Annotated in this window: 10 protein-coding genes; 8 read left to right on the top strand and 2 right to left on the bottom strand. The window is 62.3% G+C overall.

Annotated features, from left to right (window positions below; translation table 11 throughout):
* The first annotated feature begins 129 nt into the window (after nucleotides 1-129).
* The 6 genes from LJD17_RS05710 to LJD17_RS05685 all read left to right on the top strand — a co-directional run bounded on the left by LJD17_RS05710 (nucleotide 130) and on the right by LJD17_RS05685 (nucleotide 12,954).
* Entirely contained in the window at nucleotides 130-828 is a 699-nt protein-coding gene (locus tag LJD17_RS05710) for a winged helix-turn-helix domain-containing protein (protein ID WP_227383187.1), read from the top strand.
* Nucleotides 825-2,270, top strand: coding sequence for a HAMP domain-containing sensor histidine kinase (locus LJD17_RS05705; RefSeq protein WP_227383186.1), 1,446 nt, complete (start codon nucleotides 825-827; stop codon nucleotides 2,268-2,270). Before LJD17_RS05710 ends, LJD17_RS05705 begins: the two co-directional genes overlap by 4 nt.
* Before the next feature lie 87 nt (nucleotides 2,271-2,357).
* Nucleotides 2,358-5,345 carry a bifunctional [glutamine synthetase] adenylyltransferase/[glutamine synthetase]-adenylyl-L-tyrosine phosphorylase gene (locus tag LJD17_RS05700; protein WP_227383185.1) on the top strand — a complete coding sequence of 996 codons (2,988 nt, stop codon included), beginning with the start codon at nucleotides 2,358-2,360 and terminating at the stop codon, nucleotides 5,343-5,345.
* A gap of 366 nt (nucleotides 5,346-5,711) precedes the next feature.
* Nucleotides 5,712-7,367 carry a calcium-binding protein gene (locus LJD17_RS05695; RefSeq protein ID WP_227383184.1) on the top strand — a complete coding sequence of 552 codons (1,656 nt, stop codon included), beginning with the start codon at nucleotides 5,712-5,714 and terminating at the stop codon, nucleotides 7,365-7,367.
* A gap of 414 nt (nucleotides 7,368-7,781) precedes the next feature.
* Nucleotides 7,782-10,433, top strand: coding sequence for an aminopeptidase N (pepN, locus tag LJD17_RS05690; protein WP_227383183.1), 2,652 nt, complete (start codon nucleotides 7,782-7,784; stop codon nucleotides 10,431-10,433).
* Between the two features lie 193 nt (nucleotides 10,434-10,626).
* Nucleotides 10,627-12,954, top strand: a complete 2,328-nt coding sequence (locus tag LJD17_RS05685) for a sensor histidine kinase (RefSeq protein WP_227383182.1) — start codon at nucleotides 10,627-10,629, stop codon at nucleotides 12,952-12,954.
* A 159-nt stretch (nucleotides 12,955-13,113) separates the two neighbouring features.
* Here the strand turns inward: LJD17_RS05685 and LJD17_RS05680 are convergent, their stop codons facing one another.
* Both LJD17_RS05680 and LJD17_RS05675 read right to left on the bottom strand, forming a co-directional pair.
* Nucleotides 13,114-14,538, bottom strand: coding sequence for a calcium-binding protein (locus LJD17_RS05680; protein ID WP_227383181.1), 1,425 nt, complete (start codon nucleotides 14,536-14,538; stop codon nucleotides 13,114-13,116).
* A 490-nt stretch (nucleotides 14,539-15,028) separates the two neighbouring features.
* The gene (locus LJD17_RS05675) at nucleotides 15,029-16,426 is read right to left on the bottom strand and encodes a calcium-binding protein (protein WP_227383180.1); all 1,398 of its coding nucleotides are present in this window, start codon (nucleotides 16,424-16,426) and stop codon (nucleotides 15,029-15,031) included.
* 271 nt (nucleotides 16,427-16,697) lie between these two features.
* Between LJD17_RS05675 and LJD17_RS05670 the strand changes: the two genes are divergently transcribed.
* The gene (locus tag LJD17_RS05670) at nucleotides 16,698-17,138 is read left to right on the top strand and encodes a VOC family protein (RefSeq protein ID WP_227383658.1); all 441 of its coding nucleotides are present in this window, start codon (nucleotides 16,698-16,700) and stop codon (nucleotides 17,136-17,138) included.
* Between the two features lie 131 nt (nucleotides 17,139-17,269).
* Nucleotides 17,270-18,751 carry a xanthine dehydrogenase small subunit gene (gene xdhA / locus LJD17_RS05665; RefSeq protein ID WP_227383179.1) on the top strand — a complete coding sequence of 494 codons (1,482 nt, stop codon included), beginning with the start codon at nucleotides 17,270-17,272 and terminating at the stop codon, nucleotides 18,749-18,751.

Genomic DNA, 18,751 nt, shown 5'->3' with positions numbered 1-18,751 from the left:
TCCCCCTGTCGCTTGTCCCTCGCGTCGAGCCTGGCGTCTTCGCCCGCGGCAGATCGGTCTTCCCTCCAGGGCCGGTCTGCCGTCGGGCTCAATTTTTTGCCTCAGGCATCTTTTGCTATAAGCAGAGCCATGCGGATTCTCATTATCGAGGACGACCGTGAGGCGGCCTCCTACCTCGTCAAGGCATTTCGGGAAGCGGGCCACGTCGCGGATCATGCGGCCGATGGGCTGGACGGCTACGCCATGGCCGAGTCCGGCGACTACGATGTGCTCGTGGTCGATCGCATGCTGCCCAAGCTCGATGGCCTTTCGCTCATTCGCTCCTTGAGGGAGCAGAAGGTCGAGACCCCGGTTCTCATCCTTTCGGCCCTCGGGCAGGTCGATGACCGGGTGAAGGGCCTGCGGGCCGGCGGAGACGATTATCTGCCGAAACCTTACGCCTTCTCCGAGCTTCTGGCTCGCGTCGAGGTTCTCTCCCGCCGCCGCGCGACCGCTCCGAACGCGGAGGCGACGGTTTACCGCATCGCGGATCTCGAACTCGACAGGCTGTCTCACCGGGTGACCCGGTCGGGCCAGGAGATCGTTCTGCAGCCCCGTGAGTTTCGACTGCTCGAATACCTTATGAAGAACGCCAATCAGGTGGTGACCCGCACGATGCTTCTGGAGCATGTGTGGGATTACCATTTCGATCCGCAGACGAACGTCATCGACGTGCACGTGTCGCGGCTGCGGGCGAAGATCGACAAGGGCTTCGACAAGCCGCTCATTCACACCATCCGGGGCGCCGGTTACACGGTGCGGGTCGGTGCGGCCGAGGGGGAGGAATGACCAGGGCCGCATCGCCGATGTCGGCTCTCGGCGCGCTGATCCGCACGACCGCCTTCAAGCTGTCCTTCGCCTATCTCCTGGTCTTCGCGCTGTTCGCATTCGCGGCCCTCGGCTATGTCGCCTGGAACGCGCAGCGGCTTCTCTCCGACCAGTTCACCTCGACCATCGATGCCGAAATCAACGGCCTTTCCGAGCAGTACCGCCTCGGCGGCCTGCGTCGTCTCGTCAACATCGTGGAGCGGCGGTCCCGCGCGCCCGGTGCATCCCTTTATCTCGTGACCACCAGCGCCGGCGAGAGGATCGCCGGCAACGTCGGGGCGCTCCCGCCCGGCATCATCAACAATCCAGGGCAATTCGAAACCGACTATGCGCGCACGGAAGATGCGGATGCGCCGCCGAGCCATGCCCTCGTGCGCGTTTATCTGCTTCCCGGAGGCTTCCGCCTGCTGGTCGGTCGCGACATGGAGGAGAGCGCCCGTCTGCGCGACGTGATCCGCCGCGCCTTTGGTTATTCGCTCCTGTTCATCGGGGTTCTCGGCTGCGGGGGTGCGTGGTTCATCACGCGCCGTGTCCTGAAGCGCATCGACGACATGACGGAAACGACCCGCATCATCATGGCGGGCGACTTGAGCGGACGCGTGAAGGTGGCGGGCACCGGCGACGAACTCGACCGGCTGGCCAACAACCTGAACGACATGCTCGAGCGGATCGACGAGCTGATGCGAGGCATGCGCGAAGTGTCGGACAATATCGCCCATGACCTGAAGACGCCGCTGACACGCATGCGTAACAAGGCGGACGAAGCGATGCGGCTCGCCAAGACTCCCGATGAACTGAAGGCCGCCTTGGAAGCCAACATCGAGGAGAGCGACAATCTCATCCGCATCTTCAATGCACTCCTGATGATCGCCCGGCTCGAAGCCGGCAACGCCCGTGAGGGATTGTCGGATTTCGATGGTGCGGAGGCCGTTCGCGACGTGGCGGAGCTTTACGAGGCGCTGGCGGAAGAGGCCGGCGTGCCTCTCGAAGTGCAGGTGGAGGACGACCTCCCGATTCACGGCAGCCGCGAACTGCTGGGGCAGGCGGTCGCCAATCTCCTCGACAATGCCTTGAAATATGGCGCTCCCGCAGGCGACGACGTGGCTCGGCCGATTTCTATCGGGGCACGCCGGGTCGGCCCTGACGCCGAAATCGTCGTAGCGGACCGGGGGCCGGGAATTCCCGAAGCTGAGCGGGGTCACGTGCTGGAGCGGTTCGTGCGTCTTGAAACGGCGCGCACACGGCCCGGTTTCGGGCTCGGTCTCAGTCTGGCGACGGCCGTGGCCCGTCTCCACGGGGGCTCCCTGCGCCTTGAAGACAACGGGCCCGGTCTCCGGGCCGTGCTGGTTCTTCCTCTACGGCAATCGACCTCCGCCCAGCTCTCTTCGGCCGTATCCGCCTAGTTCGGAACGGCTCGGGGCGCATATTTCTGTTGCCACGCTTCCCGGAGCGTGGAGACTGGCCGATATCGAGGATATCCCGGAGCGGCCGTGTCGGACCCCACACTTTCTTTGCTCAATCGTTTGACGTTCGCTCCTTCGGTCTCCGACCGCCGGAAGGCGAAGGCGCAACTTGCGGATTTCAGCGCGCGCGTTGCCGACGAACCTGAGGCCGCGAGCCTTACGGCTCACTTGAATGAAGGCCTCCTGCGCGATCTCCTGCTATCGCTGTCGGATCATTCCCCTTTCCTCTGGCAGCTCGTCCGCAATGATCCGGTCCGTCTGGTGGCCTTGGTAGGGCAGGCGCCGGAGGAGACCCATCGGGCCATCGTCGACGATCAGGCCAATCTCTTCCGCCGTTTCAAGAACGACGAGCTGGCACGGGATGACGTGGTGAGCCTGTTCCGTCGCAACCGCAACACCCACGCGCTTCTCGTGGCGCTCGCGGATATCGGCGGCGTCTGGAATGTGGAGGAGGTCACCGGCGCTCTGTCGGAATTCGCGGATGCTTCCGTGAGGGGCGGCGTCAACCTCGTGCTGACGGAAATGGCGGGTCTCAATCGCATCACCCTGGTTGATGCGAACTCGCCGGGCGAGGGATCCGGCTTCACGGTGCTGGCGCTCGGCAAGCATGGGGCAGGGGAACTCAATTATTCCAGCGACATCGATCTCGTGGTCTTCTTCGACCCGGACACGAAGGCGCTGCCCGACAACGGCGAGGCTGCCACCTTTTACACGCGCGCCGCGCAGCAATTGGCCCGTCTTCTCCAGGAACGCACGCCCGACGGATACGTGCACCGGGTCGATTATCGCCTGCGCCCCGATCCGGGCTCCACGCCCACGGCGGTCTCGTTGGCCTCCGCCTATACCTATTACGAAACGGTCGGCCAGAATTGGGAGCGGGCGGCACTCATCAAGGCTCGGCCCGTCGCAGGCGATCTGGCCCTCGGAGAGCGCTTTCTCGAAGATCTTCGGCCTTTCATCTGGCGCAAGTACTTCGACTTCGCGTCCATCGCCGACGTTCATGCCATGAAGCGGCAGATCCATGCGGTCCGAGGCCATGACGAGATTGCCGTTGCCGGACACGACATCAAGCTCGGGCGCGGGGGCATTCGGGAAATCGAGTTTTTCGTGCAGACCCAGCAGCTCGTCTTCGGTGGGCGCCGCCCGGCTCTCAGAGGACGGCGCACCCTCGACATGCTTCGCACGCTGCACGACGAAGGGTGGATCACCGATAAGGCACGGGACGAGCTTTCCCATGCGTATCGCTTTCTGCGCGGCATCGAGCATCGTCTCCAGATGGTGGCCGACGAGCAGACCCAACGTCTTCCTTCCGACGAAGAAGAGCTGACCCGGTTCGCGAGGTTTTGCGGGTATCCCGGTCTCAAGGCCTTTGCGAAGGCGCTGACGCAGCAGGCGCGCATCGTGCAGGGCCATTACGCGCTTCTCTTCGAGGAGGGACCGGAACTCGCATCCGATGTCGGCAATCTCGTCTTTACCGGCACGTCCGACGATCCGGAAACGCTTGCGACGCTCGAGCGGCTGGGCTTTCATGATCCCGCACGGGTCGCCGAAACAATCCGCGGATGGCACTTCGGACGCCGTTCGGCGATCACGAGCCAGCGCGCCCGTGAAGTTCTGACGGAACTGGTTCCGGCCCTGCTTTCCGCCCTTGGAGGAACGGCCGATCCGGACGGTGCACTCGCGGCACTCGATCGCGCTTTCGGGCGCATGCCGGCCGCCGTCGAACTCCTGACCATTCTCCAGTCTCATGATCGGCTGCGTCTGCTGTTCGCGGATCTCCTCGGCACCGCTCCGCGCCTTGCCGATACGGTGGCGCAGTCTCCCCATGTGCTCGATGCTCTCATCGATCCAGCTTTCGTGGTCGCGCTGAGCGACGACGACGCCATCGAAACCCAAGTCCGGCAGATGATCGGACAGCCAAGCGATTACGAGGATTTCCTCGATCGCGCTCGCGATGCGGCGCGGCAGATGCGGTTCGTTACCGGTGCGCGGCTCCTGTCCGACATCCTGTCTCCCCAGAAGGCCGGAGAGGCCTATTCCGCAATCGCCCGCGCCGTTCTGCGCATTTCCTTCGAGCAGGTTCGCCAGCTCTTCGAGGCTGACCATGGAACGGTGCCGGGCGGCCAGGTCGCAATCCTCGGTCTTGGACGTCTCGGCTCGCGTGAGCTCACGGCGGGATCCGATCTCGATCTCGTCGTCGTCTACGATTTCGACGAAGAGCATCGCGAGAGCGATGGCGCGCGCCCTTTGGATGCGGTGGTCTACTACACGCGCCTCACTCAGCGCCTCGTCGCGGCACTGACCGTTCCGACGCGGCGCGGCCTGCTCTACGAGGTCGATCTGCGGCTGCGGCCGCAGGGCGGCAAGGGACCTGTTGCGTCGCAGTTCAGAGGTTTCCTGTCATACCAGAAGACGGAGGCCGATCTCTGGGAGCACATGGCTCTGACCCGCGCCCGCGTGCTGGCCGGAGACGAGGGCTTTGAAGGCACAGTGCAACGGGCCGTTCAGGACATTGTCGGTGCGCCACGGGACGTCGCCAAAGTGTTCGCCGACGTGCGGTCCATGCGTGAGCTCATCGCGCAGGAAAAGGGTGACGACGACCCTTGGGATCTCAAACTGGTTCGCGGCGGCTTGACGGATCTCGATTTCATCGCCCAGGCCCTCGTGCTGGCTCATGGGGCCGATCACCCGTCGCTGATCGGCCAGGCGGCGGAGGAAACCTTTGCGAGGGCACGCCTCGCAGGTCTGCTCTCATCTGACGCCGAGCAGACGCTCGTGGAGGCTCATCGCCTGTTTCACACCCTCTTCCAGTGGCAACGCCTCACCATCGAAGGACGCTTCGATCCGGCCGCCGTCTCGCCTGCAATCCTCAAGCGCCTCGCGACCGTTGCGGGCGTCCCCAATCCCAACGTGCTCCAGCATCACCTCGTGGAGACGCAGCAGCAGGTCAAGCGGGTCTACGGAGAGGTTCTGGGTGCACGCACAGGGCGCAAATCCACGGGTCCTCGTCCATAGGTCTGTTGTCGCTGCCGCAAAGACGCTCCTCAGGCGGGGCATCAGGAAGCTTGTCTACTGGGATATCCGTTAAACTCGTGGTTTAGGCTGGACGGAGCCTGCAATGGCCTCCGGATCCACGATACATCAGTGACGGGGCTTGGTCCTATAAGGGACCGCGCCTTTTGAGCCATAGGCCATCTTCTCAGGTTCACCTTGAATCCTCAAGCGGTACTCTCTCGAGCAAGGATGCGCTGCAACTTCCGGCTATCCACAGCGGATGTACAGTCAGCAGTTGATTTATGGATATTATAACGTTGGATTTCATTTCCTGAGTTTCCGTGAAACCCAGGAAGTCGTCATCGTAAGTGAGAGAGGGGACACAATATGGCTATGACCCAACTTGAGTGGGAATATCTCCGGTATGCCTACACGTACGGGCAGCAGCTCATCGGCTATGGAGAAGGCGAGGGGCAGGACGACGGCGGCGGGGGCGGCGGAGGCAGTGACGGCGGCACCGATGGCGGGAGCGCGGGGGAGGGCACAACGGATGGTGGCGCCGGAGCCGATGGCGGTACTCCACCCGACCTGCCGACCACGATGGATGTCGCAGGCGTCAAACATGATGTGATCCCCGTCGAAGGCCGCATCTTCCTGATCAATCAGATTGACCCCAAGCACAAGACGGTTTGGGAGCTTCATATCGATGCCGACGGGAGCCATAGCGTCGAGCCGATGACCTCCTACTTCTGGAGCCGCTACACGCTGCCTGAAAGCGATATTCCAGATGGCGGCACGTATGATGGCGGAGGCGCGTCCGGTGGATCATATGATGGCGGCGCGTCAGGCGGCGGTGCCGACGGTGGAGTGAATGGCCCGACCGACGGCGGAGCAGGAGGCTCAACCGATGGCGGGACATCAAGCAATACGATCCACCATACCTACGCCATCCTGAAGGCTGGAGATGCCACCTACACCGTGGTCGAGGCGACCATGGGAAGTGCCGGGGATGATCTGATCCAGGGATCCGGCATGCTGATGGGCGCCGACGGCAACGATACCGTGTCGGGCAGTGATGGGAGTGACCAGCTCTGGGGCGGCGATGGTCTGGATGTGCTGAAGGGCGGCGCTGGGGCTGACCTGCTCGTCGGAGGTCTCGGCAACGATTGGCTCGACGGCGGACTTGGCAGCGATCTTCTTACAGGTGATGCCGGCGACGACACGTTGCGGGGGAACGGCGGCAGCGACAAGCTGCAAGGCCAAGCCGGCCAGGATTGGATCGCCGGCGAGAGCGGCGACGATCTGGTGGATGGCGGCGACGGCAACGACATCGTCGGCGGCCAGGACGGCCAGGACATGGTTTCGGGCGGGGCCGGCGACGATCAGGTCTGGGGCGGCGCGGGCTATGACGTGCTGACCGGCGATGCCGGCAACGACTGGATCGCCGGCGAGGCGGGCTACGACACGGTCGAGGGCGGCGACGGCAACGACGTGGTCGGCGGCCAGGACGGCGCCGACCGGGTCAGCGGCGGAGCCGGCCAGGATCAGGTCTGGGGCGGGGCCGACGACGACTGGCTGTGGGGCGATGCCGGCAACGACTGGATCGCCGGCGAGAGCGGCAACGACTATGTGTCGGGCGATGCTGGCGACGACGTGGTCGGCGGCCAGGACGGCGCCGACACGATCGTCGGCGGGACCGGCAATGACGAGCTGTGGGGTGGGACGGGCGCTGACAAGTTCCTGTTCACCACGGCGTTGAACGGCAGCAGCAACGTGGACACGCTCAAGGACTTCTCGGCGGCGGAGGCCGATCGGATTTATCTCGAGCACGACATCTTCGCGGCGCTGCCGCTGGGGTTCCTCTCGAGCTACCTGTTCACGACGGGGGCGGCGGCGAGCACGGCGGACCAGCACCTGATTTATCATCAGAGCACCGGCGAGGTGTTTTATGATGCGGACGGATCGGGATCGCAGGCGATGGTCAAGTTTGCGCAGGTTGCGGCGGGGACGTATCTGACGGCGTATCATTTTACCACCGTCTGATGGCCGACCCGGCGGCAGGCCTCGCCTGCCGCCACACCCCACAAGAAGCGCGGCTCACAAGGCCGCGCTTCCTGCGTTAGACACGGGGGATCAGAAAACAGCTTCCTTTCTTCTCTTCCTTCTTGCGCTCTTCGCGATCTCGACGGCTCATTAAATACGGTTGCCGTCTTGTCTGGCTGCCTTGAAGTCCCTCAGGTTCAAACGTTATCGCGCCATGCTCGGCCGCAGCTTTGGAGGCTATTCGCAGTCGCAGGCGAGAAAAAAGCTTCTGATCACTTTGGGCTCTTTCTGTGAATGCGATGAGGGGCTATCTCTTCAAACATCGTCCATCTCCCCCTGCCTTCCTCTGTGGCGGCCTTGCAGATTCCGGCAGGACATCTCATCTGCAACATCATTCCAACAAGGTGAGCCCGCATGCGCCCCGACGAAGCCCATATCATCCAGCTGAAGGACTACCGGCCCAGCGACTTTCTGATCGACCGGGTCGAGCTGGATGTGCGGCTCGATCCACGGGCGACGCGCGTCACATCCAGACTGACCATCCGGCCTAATCCGGAGGGGCGCAGCGACGCACCGCTGGTGCTGGACGGTGACGATTTGAATCTGAGGGCCGTCAGTCTCGATGGACGCGCTCTGGACAGCAGCGAGTATGCGGCCGGCCCTCAGCTCCTCAGCATCAGCCAGCCTCCGCGTCAGCCCTTTACCCTGGTGATCGAGACGGAGCTCGACCCGACCGCCAACACCAAACTCATGGGTCTTTACCGCTCAGGCGGAAACTACTGCACCCAGTGCGAGGCGGATGGCTTTCGGCGGATTACCTACTTCCTCGATCGTCCGGACGTGCTCTCGGTTTATACAACCCGGATCGAGGCCGACCGGGATGAGGCGCCGGTTCTGTTGGGCAACGGCAATCCGCTCGAGAGCGGAGCCGTGGAAGGGACGAACCGCCACTTCGCGGTGTGGCATGATCCCCATCCAAAGCCCTCCTATCTGTTCGCCCTTGTCGGCGGCAGGCTCGGCCACGTTGGACAATCGTTCACCACCATGGGTGGCCGCAATGTCGCTCTCAAGGTGTATGTGGAGCCCGGTAAGGAGGACCGCGCAAGTTATGCCCTCGATGCGCTCGAACGCTCCATGCGGTGGGACGAGCGCGTCTTCGGCCGGGAATACGATCTCGATGTGTTCAACATCGTGGCCGTATCCGATTTCAACATGGGCGCGATGGAGAACAAGGGTCTCAACATCTTCAACGACAAGTACGTGCTCGCAAGCCCCGAGACCGCGACGGATGCGGATTATGCCAATATCGAGGCGATCATCGCACACGAGTACTTCCACAACTGGACCGGCAACCGCGTCACATGCCGGGACTGGTTTCAGCTCTGTCTTAAGGAAGGCCTGACCGTTTTCCGCGATCAGGAATTCTCATCGGATGAGCGCTCCCGTCCTGTCCATCGCATCGCCGAGGTCAAGACCCTGCGCGCCCGCCAGTTCGCGGAGGATGCAAGCCCGCTTGCCCATCCGGTTCGCCCACAGCAGTACCGGGAGATCAATAATTTCTACACCGCGACGGTTTACGAGAAGGGCGCCGAAATCGTCCGCATGCTCAAGACAGTGATCGGAGAAGAGGCCTTCCGGCGCGGCATGGATCTCTATTTCGAACGGTGCGACGGCACCGCCGCCACCGTCGAGGACTTTCTCGATGCGTTCGCGACCGTGACCGGACGGGACCTCGGCCATTTCGCACGCTGGTATGCGCAAGCCGGCACGCCGCGCGTGGCCGTGCGCGGCAGCTACGACCCGCATGCTCAAACATACCGGCTTGATTTCACGCAAGCTACCGCGCCGACTCCGGGGCAGGCGACCAAGGAGCCCATGGCGATCCCGGTTGCCATCGGTCTCGTCGCCCGGGACGGAAGCACCCTCACGCCGAGAAGTGACCGCACGAGCTCACGGGGTGTGTTTCTGCTCGACAAAGCGGAGGACAGCCTGACCTTCTCCGACGTGACCTCTCATCCGGTTCCGTCCGTCTTTCGTGATTTCTCGGCGCCGGTGAAGACCTCGCTCGATCTCTCGAACGAAGATCTGCTCGTTCTGCTCCGCCACGATACGGACGCCTTCAACCGCTGGCAGGCCGCTCAGACCGTGGCAATGCGCCTGCTGATAAGCCTCGCCAAAGGCATGCCAGTTCCCAACGGGGCATTCGAAGGTCTGACTGCCGCCTTGTGTGCCTTCCTGGAGCGCGAGGCCCAAAGGGATCCGGCCTTCGCGGCGCTGGTGCTGACCCTGCCGGGAGAGGCGGATGCCGCGCAGGAAATGGGAACGGAAGTCGATCCCGACGCCATCCATGGAGCACGTCAGCAGTTGCGCCATGTCATCGGCGCGGCCTGTAGCCGCCACCTACGAGAGCTCTACGGGTCTTTGGCGGACGAGGGCCCCTACAGCCCCGATGCCGCCAGCGCGGGACGCAGAGCCCTGCGTAACGTCTGCCTCGACCTGTTGGCTGCGGCCGACGCGCAGACCGGTGAGCAGTTGGCCGACACGCAGTTCAAGACCGCCGGCAACATGACCGATCGCCTCGCCGCCCTGGGCGTTCTGATGACATTGCCGGGGTATGCGCGGGAAGCGGCGATTGCGGCTTTCGAGAGCCGCTATGCGGACGAGCCGCTCGTTCTCGACAAATGGTTCACCCTTCAGGCCACAATCCAGGAAGAGGAGACGCTGGCGCGTGTCCGCCGTCTCTTGGACCATCCGGCCTTCTCGATCAGCAACCCTAACCGTGTTCGATCCCTGATCGGAAGCTTTGCGATGCTCAATCCGACTCAGTTCAACAGGCGGGACGGACAGGGTTATGAGTTCCTGGCCGACATGGTGCTGCGTGCCGATCCACTGAATCCACAGCTCGCCGCGCGCCTCCTGACCGCTTTCGGGTCCTGGCGGATCATGGAAAAAGAACGCCGGGAACGGGCGAAAGGCGCACTTCTTCGGATTGCCGAAAATGCGAGTCTTTCCCGTGACGTAGCCGACATCGTGCAACGTTCTCTCGAAGAACCGGTATCTCGATAAGACTTTGATAAATTTTAACTTTCGGAAACAGGGCGGGGAGTCCTGTTCCCTAACGAAACATTAAAAATTTTGCGCTACACACCCTCTAGCTAGCTAGACAAATCACGCGGCGATGATTCTATTGTTGGTGATTCGGGAAGATGCGGCACGTCCTTCCGAACAGGGACAATGAAGGATTCCGGAGGGAAATCGCATGGCGGGGGCGGCGACCGCATGCGTACCCGCACGCGCGGGTACAATTCTTGGGGTGACGCGTACGGACGCGCACCCAACGTATCGTCGGCTCGAGCAATACGAGCCGCTCCTGCGCTTGGCAGTTCCCGCCCTGCTCGTGCTGTTTCTTGTCACGCTTGCAGCGAGCGCCTGGATCCAGGTGCGCAACGGCCGCGAAGAAACGGTGCTCGACGCCATCGGCGATATCGACGTGATCGCCTCGCTCTCCGCTGCAAAACTCGGCTCGCACAAAGCGCCGGCGAATGCGGGCGAAGCCGCGAACCAGCTTCAGAACCTCATCAAGGGCATGCCGGCGAGCGTGCTCTCGCGCAGCCGCATGCTGCTCCTCGCCGATGCATCCGGCGTCGTGATCGCCGTGCATCCGGCGACAAAGGGCGCCCCCAGGACTCTCAACGACATCCTGGGCGACGCCCAGCCGCTGACCACCTTTGCCGATCGCGCCGGAGTCATGACGATCCGTCTGGCTTCAGGTGACCAAGGCATTGCCACAGTACGCTCGCTCTCCGGCTCGAATGGTCAGATCGCCGTCGTCCAGCCGCTGCCGCATGTCTTGTCGGGCTGGTGGACACGCACGATCGGGCACGTCTCGCTCCTTGGCGCAACCATCGTGGTTCTTCTCGGGATCGGGATCGCCTATGTCATGCAGGCCAATCGCGCCCGGGCCGCCGACGAGGTCTGCGAAAAGGTGCGGGACCGGATCGATTCCGCTCTCAATCGCGGGCGCTGCGGCCTTTGGGACTGGGATATCGGCCGTGGCCGGCTCTACTGGTCGGACTCCATGTATGAGCTGCTGGGCTATGAACGGCAGGATGAGTTTCTGTCGTTCGGCGAAGTCAACGCCATGATCCATCCCGAGGATCAGGATCTTTATACGCTCGCCGAGCAGCTCGCCTCCGCCAAGACTTCCCTCGTCGATTACGAATTCCGCATTCGCAGCGCTGGCGGCGAATGGGTCTGGCTCCGCGCGCGGGCGGAGCTCATGAGCGATCCGGATGATGCGGCGAGCCACCTCGTGGGCATCGCGGTGGACGTCACGGAGCAGCGTGGATTGGAGGAAAAGACCGCCAAGGCCGATGCGCGCCTGCATGACGCCATCGAGGCGATCTCCGAGGCCTTCGTTCTTTGGGATGCGAACAACCGCCTCGTGCTCTGCAATTCGAAGTTCCTCAAGCTGCATGAGCTTTCTCCAGATGCCGAAATCCAGGGCAAGTCCTATGGAGAGGTGATGGCGCAGGGACGGCCGCCGGAAATCCAGCATCAGTTCATGCGGGCCCAGAAGCAGGATGTGGGCGCACGCAGTTACGAGGCTCGCCTGCAGGACGGACGCTGGCTCCAGATCAACGAGCGGCGCACCAAGGATGGCGGTTACGTTTCGGTCGGCACGGACATTACGGCCCTGAAGCGGCATGAGCAGCGCCTCGTCGAATCCGAGAAGGAGCTGATCGCGACGGTTCTCGACCTGAAGCAATCCCGCCAGAAGCTCCAGGCGCAGACGCAACAGCTTGCGGACCTCGCCGAACGCTATCTCGATCAGAAGGCGCAGGCCGAGAGCGCCAACCGGGCCAAGTCCGAATTTCTCGCCAACATGAGCCACGAACTGCGCACGCCGCTCAACGCCATCATCGGCTTTGCGGAAGTGATGCAGAGCGGCATCTTCGGTTCGCTCGGATCCGACAAGTACGAGGAGTACTGCACCGACATCCGTTCGAGCGGCGAATATCTCCTGTCGGTGATCAACGACATTCTCGACATGTCCCGGATCGAGGCAGGCCGCACGAGCCTCACCAAGCAATCCATCGAGGTCAATGCCTCGATCCAACGCGCGCTTCGCCTCGTCAACGAGCAGATCAAGGCCAAGAACCTGTCGATCACCGTGGACGTCAATCCGGAAGATATCGTCGTTCAGGCGGACGAGCGGGCGCTTCACCAGATCCTCGTGAACCTGCTGCAGAACGCGACCAAGTTCACCAGCGACGGCGGTTGCATCACCGTCCGGACGCGCCAAGCGGGCGACGCCATCAACATCTATGTCGAGGATAACGGCATCGGCATTCCGGCCCATGCACTGCATAAGCTGGGGCAGCCCTTCGAGCAGGTGGAAACGGAATTCTCCAAGAGCTACAAGGGTTCCGGGCTGGGCCTCGCCATCGCTCGTTCCTTGACCGAGCTGCACGGCGGAACCTTGCGCATTCGCAGCCAGGAAGGCATCGGCACCATCATCCTGGTCCACCTTCCCATCGCCGAGAGCACAAGCGCGGAAATCGCCCTTGCCGATGCGGCCGCGTGAGACGACGTGAGCCGTTGGTCCGAACGCTAGAGATCAGAGCAGGCCAAGTTCTGACTATTTGCCACTGCGCGAAAACGAACTTTGTCTAACGGAAGAAGCGCGGCTTTGTGAGCCACGCTTCTTGTGGGGTGTGGCGGCCGGTCAGCGACCGGTCTGGGTTCAGACGGTGGTGAAGTGATACGCCGTCAGATACGTGCCCGCCGCAACCTGCGCAAACTTGACCATCGCCTGCGCGCCCGATCCGTCCGCATCGTAAAACACCTCCCCGGTGTTCTGATGATAAATCAGGTGCTGGTCCGCCGTGCTCGCCGCCGCCCCCGTCGTGAACAGGTAGCTCGAGAGGAACCCCAGCGGCAGCGCCGCGAAGATGTCGTGCTCGAGATAAATCCGATCGGCCTCCGCCGCCGAGAAGTCCTTGAGCGTGTCCACGTTGCTGCTGCCGTTCAACGCCGTAGTGAACAGGAACTTGTCAGCGCCCGTCCCACCCCACAGCTCGTCATTGCCGGTCCCGCCGACGATCGTGTCGGCGCCGTCCTGGCCGCCGACCACGTCGTCGCCGGCATCGCCCGACACATAATCGTTGCCGCTCTCGCCGGCGATCCAGTCGTTGCCGGCATCGCCCCACAGCCAGTCGTCGTCGGCCCCGCCCCAGACCTGGTCCTGGCCGGCCCCGCCGCTGACCCGGTCGGCGCCGTCCTGGCCGCCGACCACGTCGTTGCCCGCGCCGCCATCAATCGTGTCGTAGCCCGCCTCGCCGGCGATCCAGTCGTTGCCGGCATCGCCGGTCAGCACGTCATAGCCCGCGCCGCCCCAGACCTGATCGTCGCCGGCCCCGCCCGAAACCATGTCCTGGCCGTCCTGGCCGCCGACGATGTCGTTGCCGTCGCCGCCGTCGACCAGATCGTCGCCGCTCTCGCCGGCGATCCAATCCTGGCCGGCATTGCCCTGCAGCTTGTCGCTGCCGCCATTGCCCCGCAACGTGTCGTTACCGATGCCGCCGTCGAGAAAGTCGGCGCTCGTGGTTCCGGTGACGGCATCATCGCCCCCTTCGGCATAGACCCATGACTTGCCGGAAATAGCGTCGCCGCCGGAGCTGCCGACCGTGGTTTTGATGATCAATCCCTGATGGTTGCCAAGATTAATGAAGACTGCACCTTCATGGATCTTGTCGGATCCCGATGTCCCCCCAGTCTTAGGAGTGTCGACACTGAAGTAGGGATTCGAGATCATGTCGTCGCGCGCAGGACTGTAAACACCTTGCGAGTCGTAATAGTAAATTTGGCCGTCGTTCTCGACGTAGAAGGTTACGCCGTTCTCAGGTGTAATCGTTTCAACCGTGCCATCATTGGTCGAGGACTCATGAATAGTCGTTTCCTTGATGACGTTTCCATTTTCGTCATAGGTCCGCGTGGTCGAGTAATAGAAGAAGTGCCCCCAATCATAACCTTGGCCTCGGTTGCCGGTATCGCCAGAGTTGCGACTGCCTATGTCGCTTGTATTGGTATTGGTCGTGTTAGCCAAAGGTGTGCCGGCTAGAACAGTTCGTTCAAGCCATTCCATTTCCTGTGCGAGAGTAAATGTCATGGTTCTTCTCCTAATTTTGCACAGGTAGTAAGGATCGCCCCCTCGGCTTCCGTGAACAGGAAGCCTCTAGCGCCCCACTTACCTTTCTCCAGTAAAGGACTGCCCTTTCCTGATCTCATGATCAGTATGAAACAATGTAGCGATTGCGCATAAGAGAGGAGTGTGGAGCGACACACCTCGAAGCTATGCAAACATGGAGCATTCTAGGGGACGCTCTTAATCTATATGCGAGGGGATAGTGGATAATGCTATCTCTTTATGAGACTTAGGGGATGAGAGAAGCTAAGAGGCACCAGCTCCGAAACTTAAATCAATCGTCTATCTGCCACAGGCAGTTAAAGGGATGAGCTTAAAAATAGAAGTTTAGTCTGGAATGCGCGCTGTCGCTTTAGATCAAGATTAATCCAAAATGATTTAACGAAAAAAGCGCGGCCTTGTGAGCCGCGCTTTTCGTATGTCGAATGGCTGCCGGTCAGCGACCGGTCTGGGTTCAGACGGTGGTGAAGTGATACGCCGTCAGATACGTGCCCGCCGCAACCTGCGCAAACTTGACCATCGCCTGCGATCCCGAGCCGTCCGCATCGTAGAACACCTCGCCGGTGCTCTGATGATAAATCAGGTGCTGGTCCGCCGTGGCCGCCGCCGCCCCCGTCGTGAACAGGTAGCTCGAGATAAACCCCATCGGCAGCGCCGCGAAGATGTCATGCTCGAGATAGATCCGGTCGGCCTCCGCCGCCGAGAAGTCTTTGAGCGTATCCACGTTGCTGCTGCCGTTCAGGGCCGTGGCGAAGATGAACTTGTCGTTGCCCGATCCACCCCACAGCTCGTCGTTGCCGGCCCCGCCGATGATCGTGTCGCTGCCGTCCTGACCGCCGACCACGTCGTCGCCCTCGTTGCCCGACACATAATCGTTGCCGCTCTCGCCGGCGATCCAGTCGTTGCCGGCATCGCCCCACAGCCAGTCGTCGTCGGCCCCGCCCCAGACCTGGTCGTCGCCGGCCCCGCCGCTGATCCGGTCAAAGCCGTCCTGGCCGCCGACCACATCGTCGCCCGCGCCGCCCTCGACCGTGTCGTTGCCCGCCTCGCCGGCGAGCCAGTCGTTGCCGGCATCGCCGCTGAGCTTATCCCAGCCCGCGCCGCCCCAGACCTGATCGTCACCGGCCCCGCCCGACACGGTGTCGAAGCCGTCCTGGCCGCCGAGGATGTCGTTGCCGTCGCCGCCGTCGACCAGATCGTCGCCGCTCTCGCCGGCGATCCAGTCCTGGCCGGCATTGCCCTGCAGCTTGTCGCTGCCGCCATTGCCCCGCAACGTGTCGTTGCCGATGCCGCCGTCCAGCATGTCGCCATCAGAGGTTCCGGTGACTGCGTCATTGCCGGCTTCGGCATAGACCCATGACTTGCCGGAAATCGTATCGCCGCCGGAAGTGCCGACTGTGGTTTTGATGATCAGGCCCTGCTGGTTGCCGAGGTCGATATAGGCGACTCCTTCGTGAACCTTCTGCGAGCCTGAGTCGCCGCCGTCCGGCATCTCATCCGAATTAGGGTCTACTTCGTCAACGCTGAAGTTGGGGTTGCTGATCATGTCATCGGTAGCTGGGCTATAGACCCCCTGCGAGTCGTAGTAGAAAATTTGACCGTCGCTCTCGATGTAAAAGATCACGCCGTTTTCTGGCGTAATCGTTTCGACATATCCATCGGTCCCGACATAAACGCGGGTCAGCTCTGAAGAGGTGGAATTTTCAGCAAAGGTTCGGGTGATCGAGTTGTACGTCGATAGATTAACCTCTCCTGGAGAATTGCCACTTCCCGTTGTTGCAGGAGCCAGAGGTGTTCCGGCAAGGACCACCCGCTCAAGCCATTCCATTTCTATTGCAAGATTTGTTGCCACTTTGAATTCTCCTAATGCTGCTAATGCAATGGAGATCGCCTCTTCTACTAGATCCGAAGATCCTCAGCGCCCCCAAATCTTTGTTAAATAACAATATAACAATAACAACTATTTGTTTGAAGGGGCTGTGAAAAATTGCCTAAATGAGACCACTTGTTTTTAGTACAGGGCTGTGGAGAGAAGGAGGCTCTTCATCTATTCCGACAGCTCCCCACCCCTTGACCTATGCTGACGATGCGTCATCACTGCACCGATCAAAAGGGAGACGATGATGGAGTATCTGCATACGATGGTTCGGGTCTCGAACCTCGACCAATCCCTCGACTTCTTCTGCAACAAGTTCGGCCTTGTCGAGGTGAGGCGGATGGAGAACGAGAAGGGGCGTTATACGCTCGTGTTTCTTGCGGCTCCGGACGATGTGGAGAAGTCGAAGACGTCGCGCGCGCCGCTTTTGGAGCTCACCTACAACTGGGATGAGCACGAATATTCGGGCGGGCGCAATTTCGGCCATCTGGCCTACCGGGTCGACGATATCTACGAGACCTGCCGGAAGCTGATGGATGCGGGCGTCACCATCAATCGGCCCCCCCGCGACGGAAACATGGCCTTCATCAAGACGCCGGACAACATTTCCATCGAGCTGCTCCAGCGCGGCGAGCCCAAGCCGCCTCAGGAGCCCTGGGCGTCCATGCCGAACACCGGAACCTGGTAGGGGCCGAGATCCGCCGCAGGGGAAGCTTTCCAGGGGCCGTCCCTGCGGCGACATATTTCCCGAAAGGGACTTGCTCCGCCTCAAGACCCGGCCCACGATGGGGAGCCGGGTTTCTCCGGCGGAGGATGGATGTGAGACGAGAAGCGATCCGCTTTTGGCGGCATGGACGGCCGGTCGAGATTGCCGATTTTGATCCCCAAACCACGCTTCTGGACTACTTGAGACTGCAGCAGCGCGATTACGGAACCAAGGAAGGCTGCGCCGAAGGCGATTGCGGCGCCTGTACGGTCGCGCTGGGCCGGGTCCGCGAAGGGCGGATGCACTATGAGCCGGTCAATGCCTGTATCCTCCTGCTCGGTCAGGTGGACGGCGCGGAACTCGTGACGGTCGAGGATCTGGTTGCCGGCGGTCACCTGCATCCCGTGCAGGCGGCCATGGCCGAGAGCCACGGCTCGCAATGCGGCTTCTGCACGCCCGGAATCGTCATGAGCCTCTTTGCCCTCTATCATCAGGGTGAGCGGCCGGTGAGCCGCCAGAACGTCAATGATGCCCTGGCCGGAAACCTGTGCCGGTGCACCGGTTACCGCCCCATCGTCGATGCGGCCCTGAAAGCGTGTGGCGGTGCGGCGGAAGACGTCTTCAGCGCCCGCGCGGCGCAAACGGCCGAGGAAATCACCAGACTCGACGACGGCCGCGATGTCTTCATGGGAGACGCATCCCGCTTCTTCGCGGCGCCTGCCAGCGAGGACGCACTCGCGGCTCTTTACGCAGCGCATCCCGATGCGATCCTCGTTGCGGGCAATACCGATGTCGGGCTCTGGATCACCAAGGCGATGACGAGGCTCGACAAGATCATCTGGCTCGGACGCGTGGAAGGTCTCGACACCATCGAGGAGAACGACGAGACGCTGACGATCGGCGCAACGACCACGCATGTGGCCGCGCATGCGCCCTTGTCCAGGGTCGATCCCGATCTCGGCGAGTTGATGCGGCGCTTCGGCTCCGTTCAGATCCGCGCCTCGGGAACCGTCGGCGGCAACATCGCCAACGGCTCCCCGATCGGAGACCTTGCCCCGGCATTGATCGCCCTCGATGCCACCCTCGAGCTGCGGCGGGAAGAGGCGAGCCGGTCGGTCCCGCTCGAGCGGTTCTTCATCGCCTATCGCCAGCAGGACCGGGCACCCGGCGAGTATGTGCGCCGTGTCGCAGTGCCGAAACTCAAGCCGAACCAAGCCTTCCGCGCCTTCAAGGTCTCGAAACGGTTCGACGAGGATATCTCCGCCGTCATGGGGGCGTTCCGGTTCACCCTCGAAGGCCGACAGGTTGCTGCAACGCGCATCGCATTCGGCGGAATGGCGGGCATTCCCAAGCGCGCGCTCGAGACGGAGCGCGCGGTGACGGGCTTGTCGCTCGACGATCCCGCGGGTTGGGGGACGGCGATGGCCGCGATCGCGCAGGATTTCCAGCCCCTCGACGATCATCGCGCCTCCGCGGCCTATCGCGTCACCGTGGCGCGCAATCTTCTCTTCAAGGCCCTGAGCGAGGTCGCGTCCGGCGACACCCGCGCGACGCGGATCGTCGGTCACCGTGAAGCGCTCGAGGCGGCGGAGTAG

This window comes from Microvirga rosea (assembly GCF_020595095.1).
GTDB lineage: Bacteria > Pseudomonadota > Alphaproteobacteria > Rhizobiales > Beijerinckiaceae > Microvirga > Microvirga rosea.
Note: the sequence above shows the minus strand (reverse complement) of the source record. Positions and strands in the feature narration are given on the sequence as shown.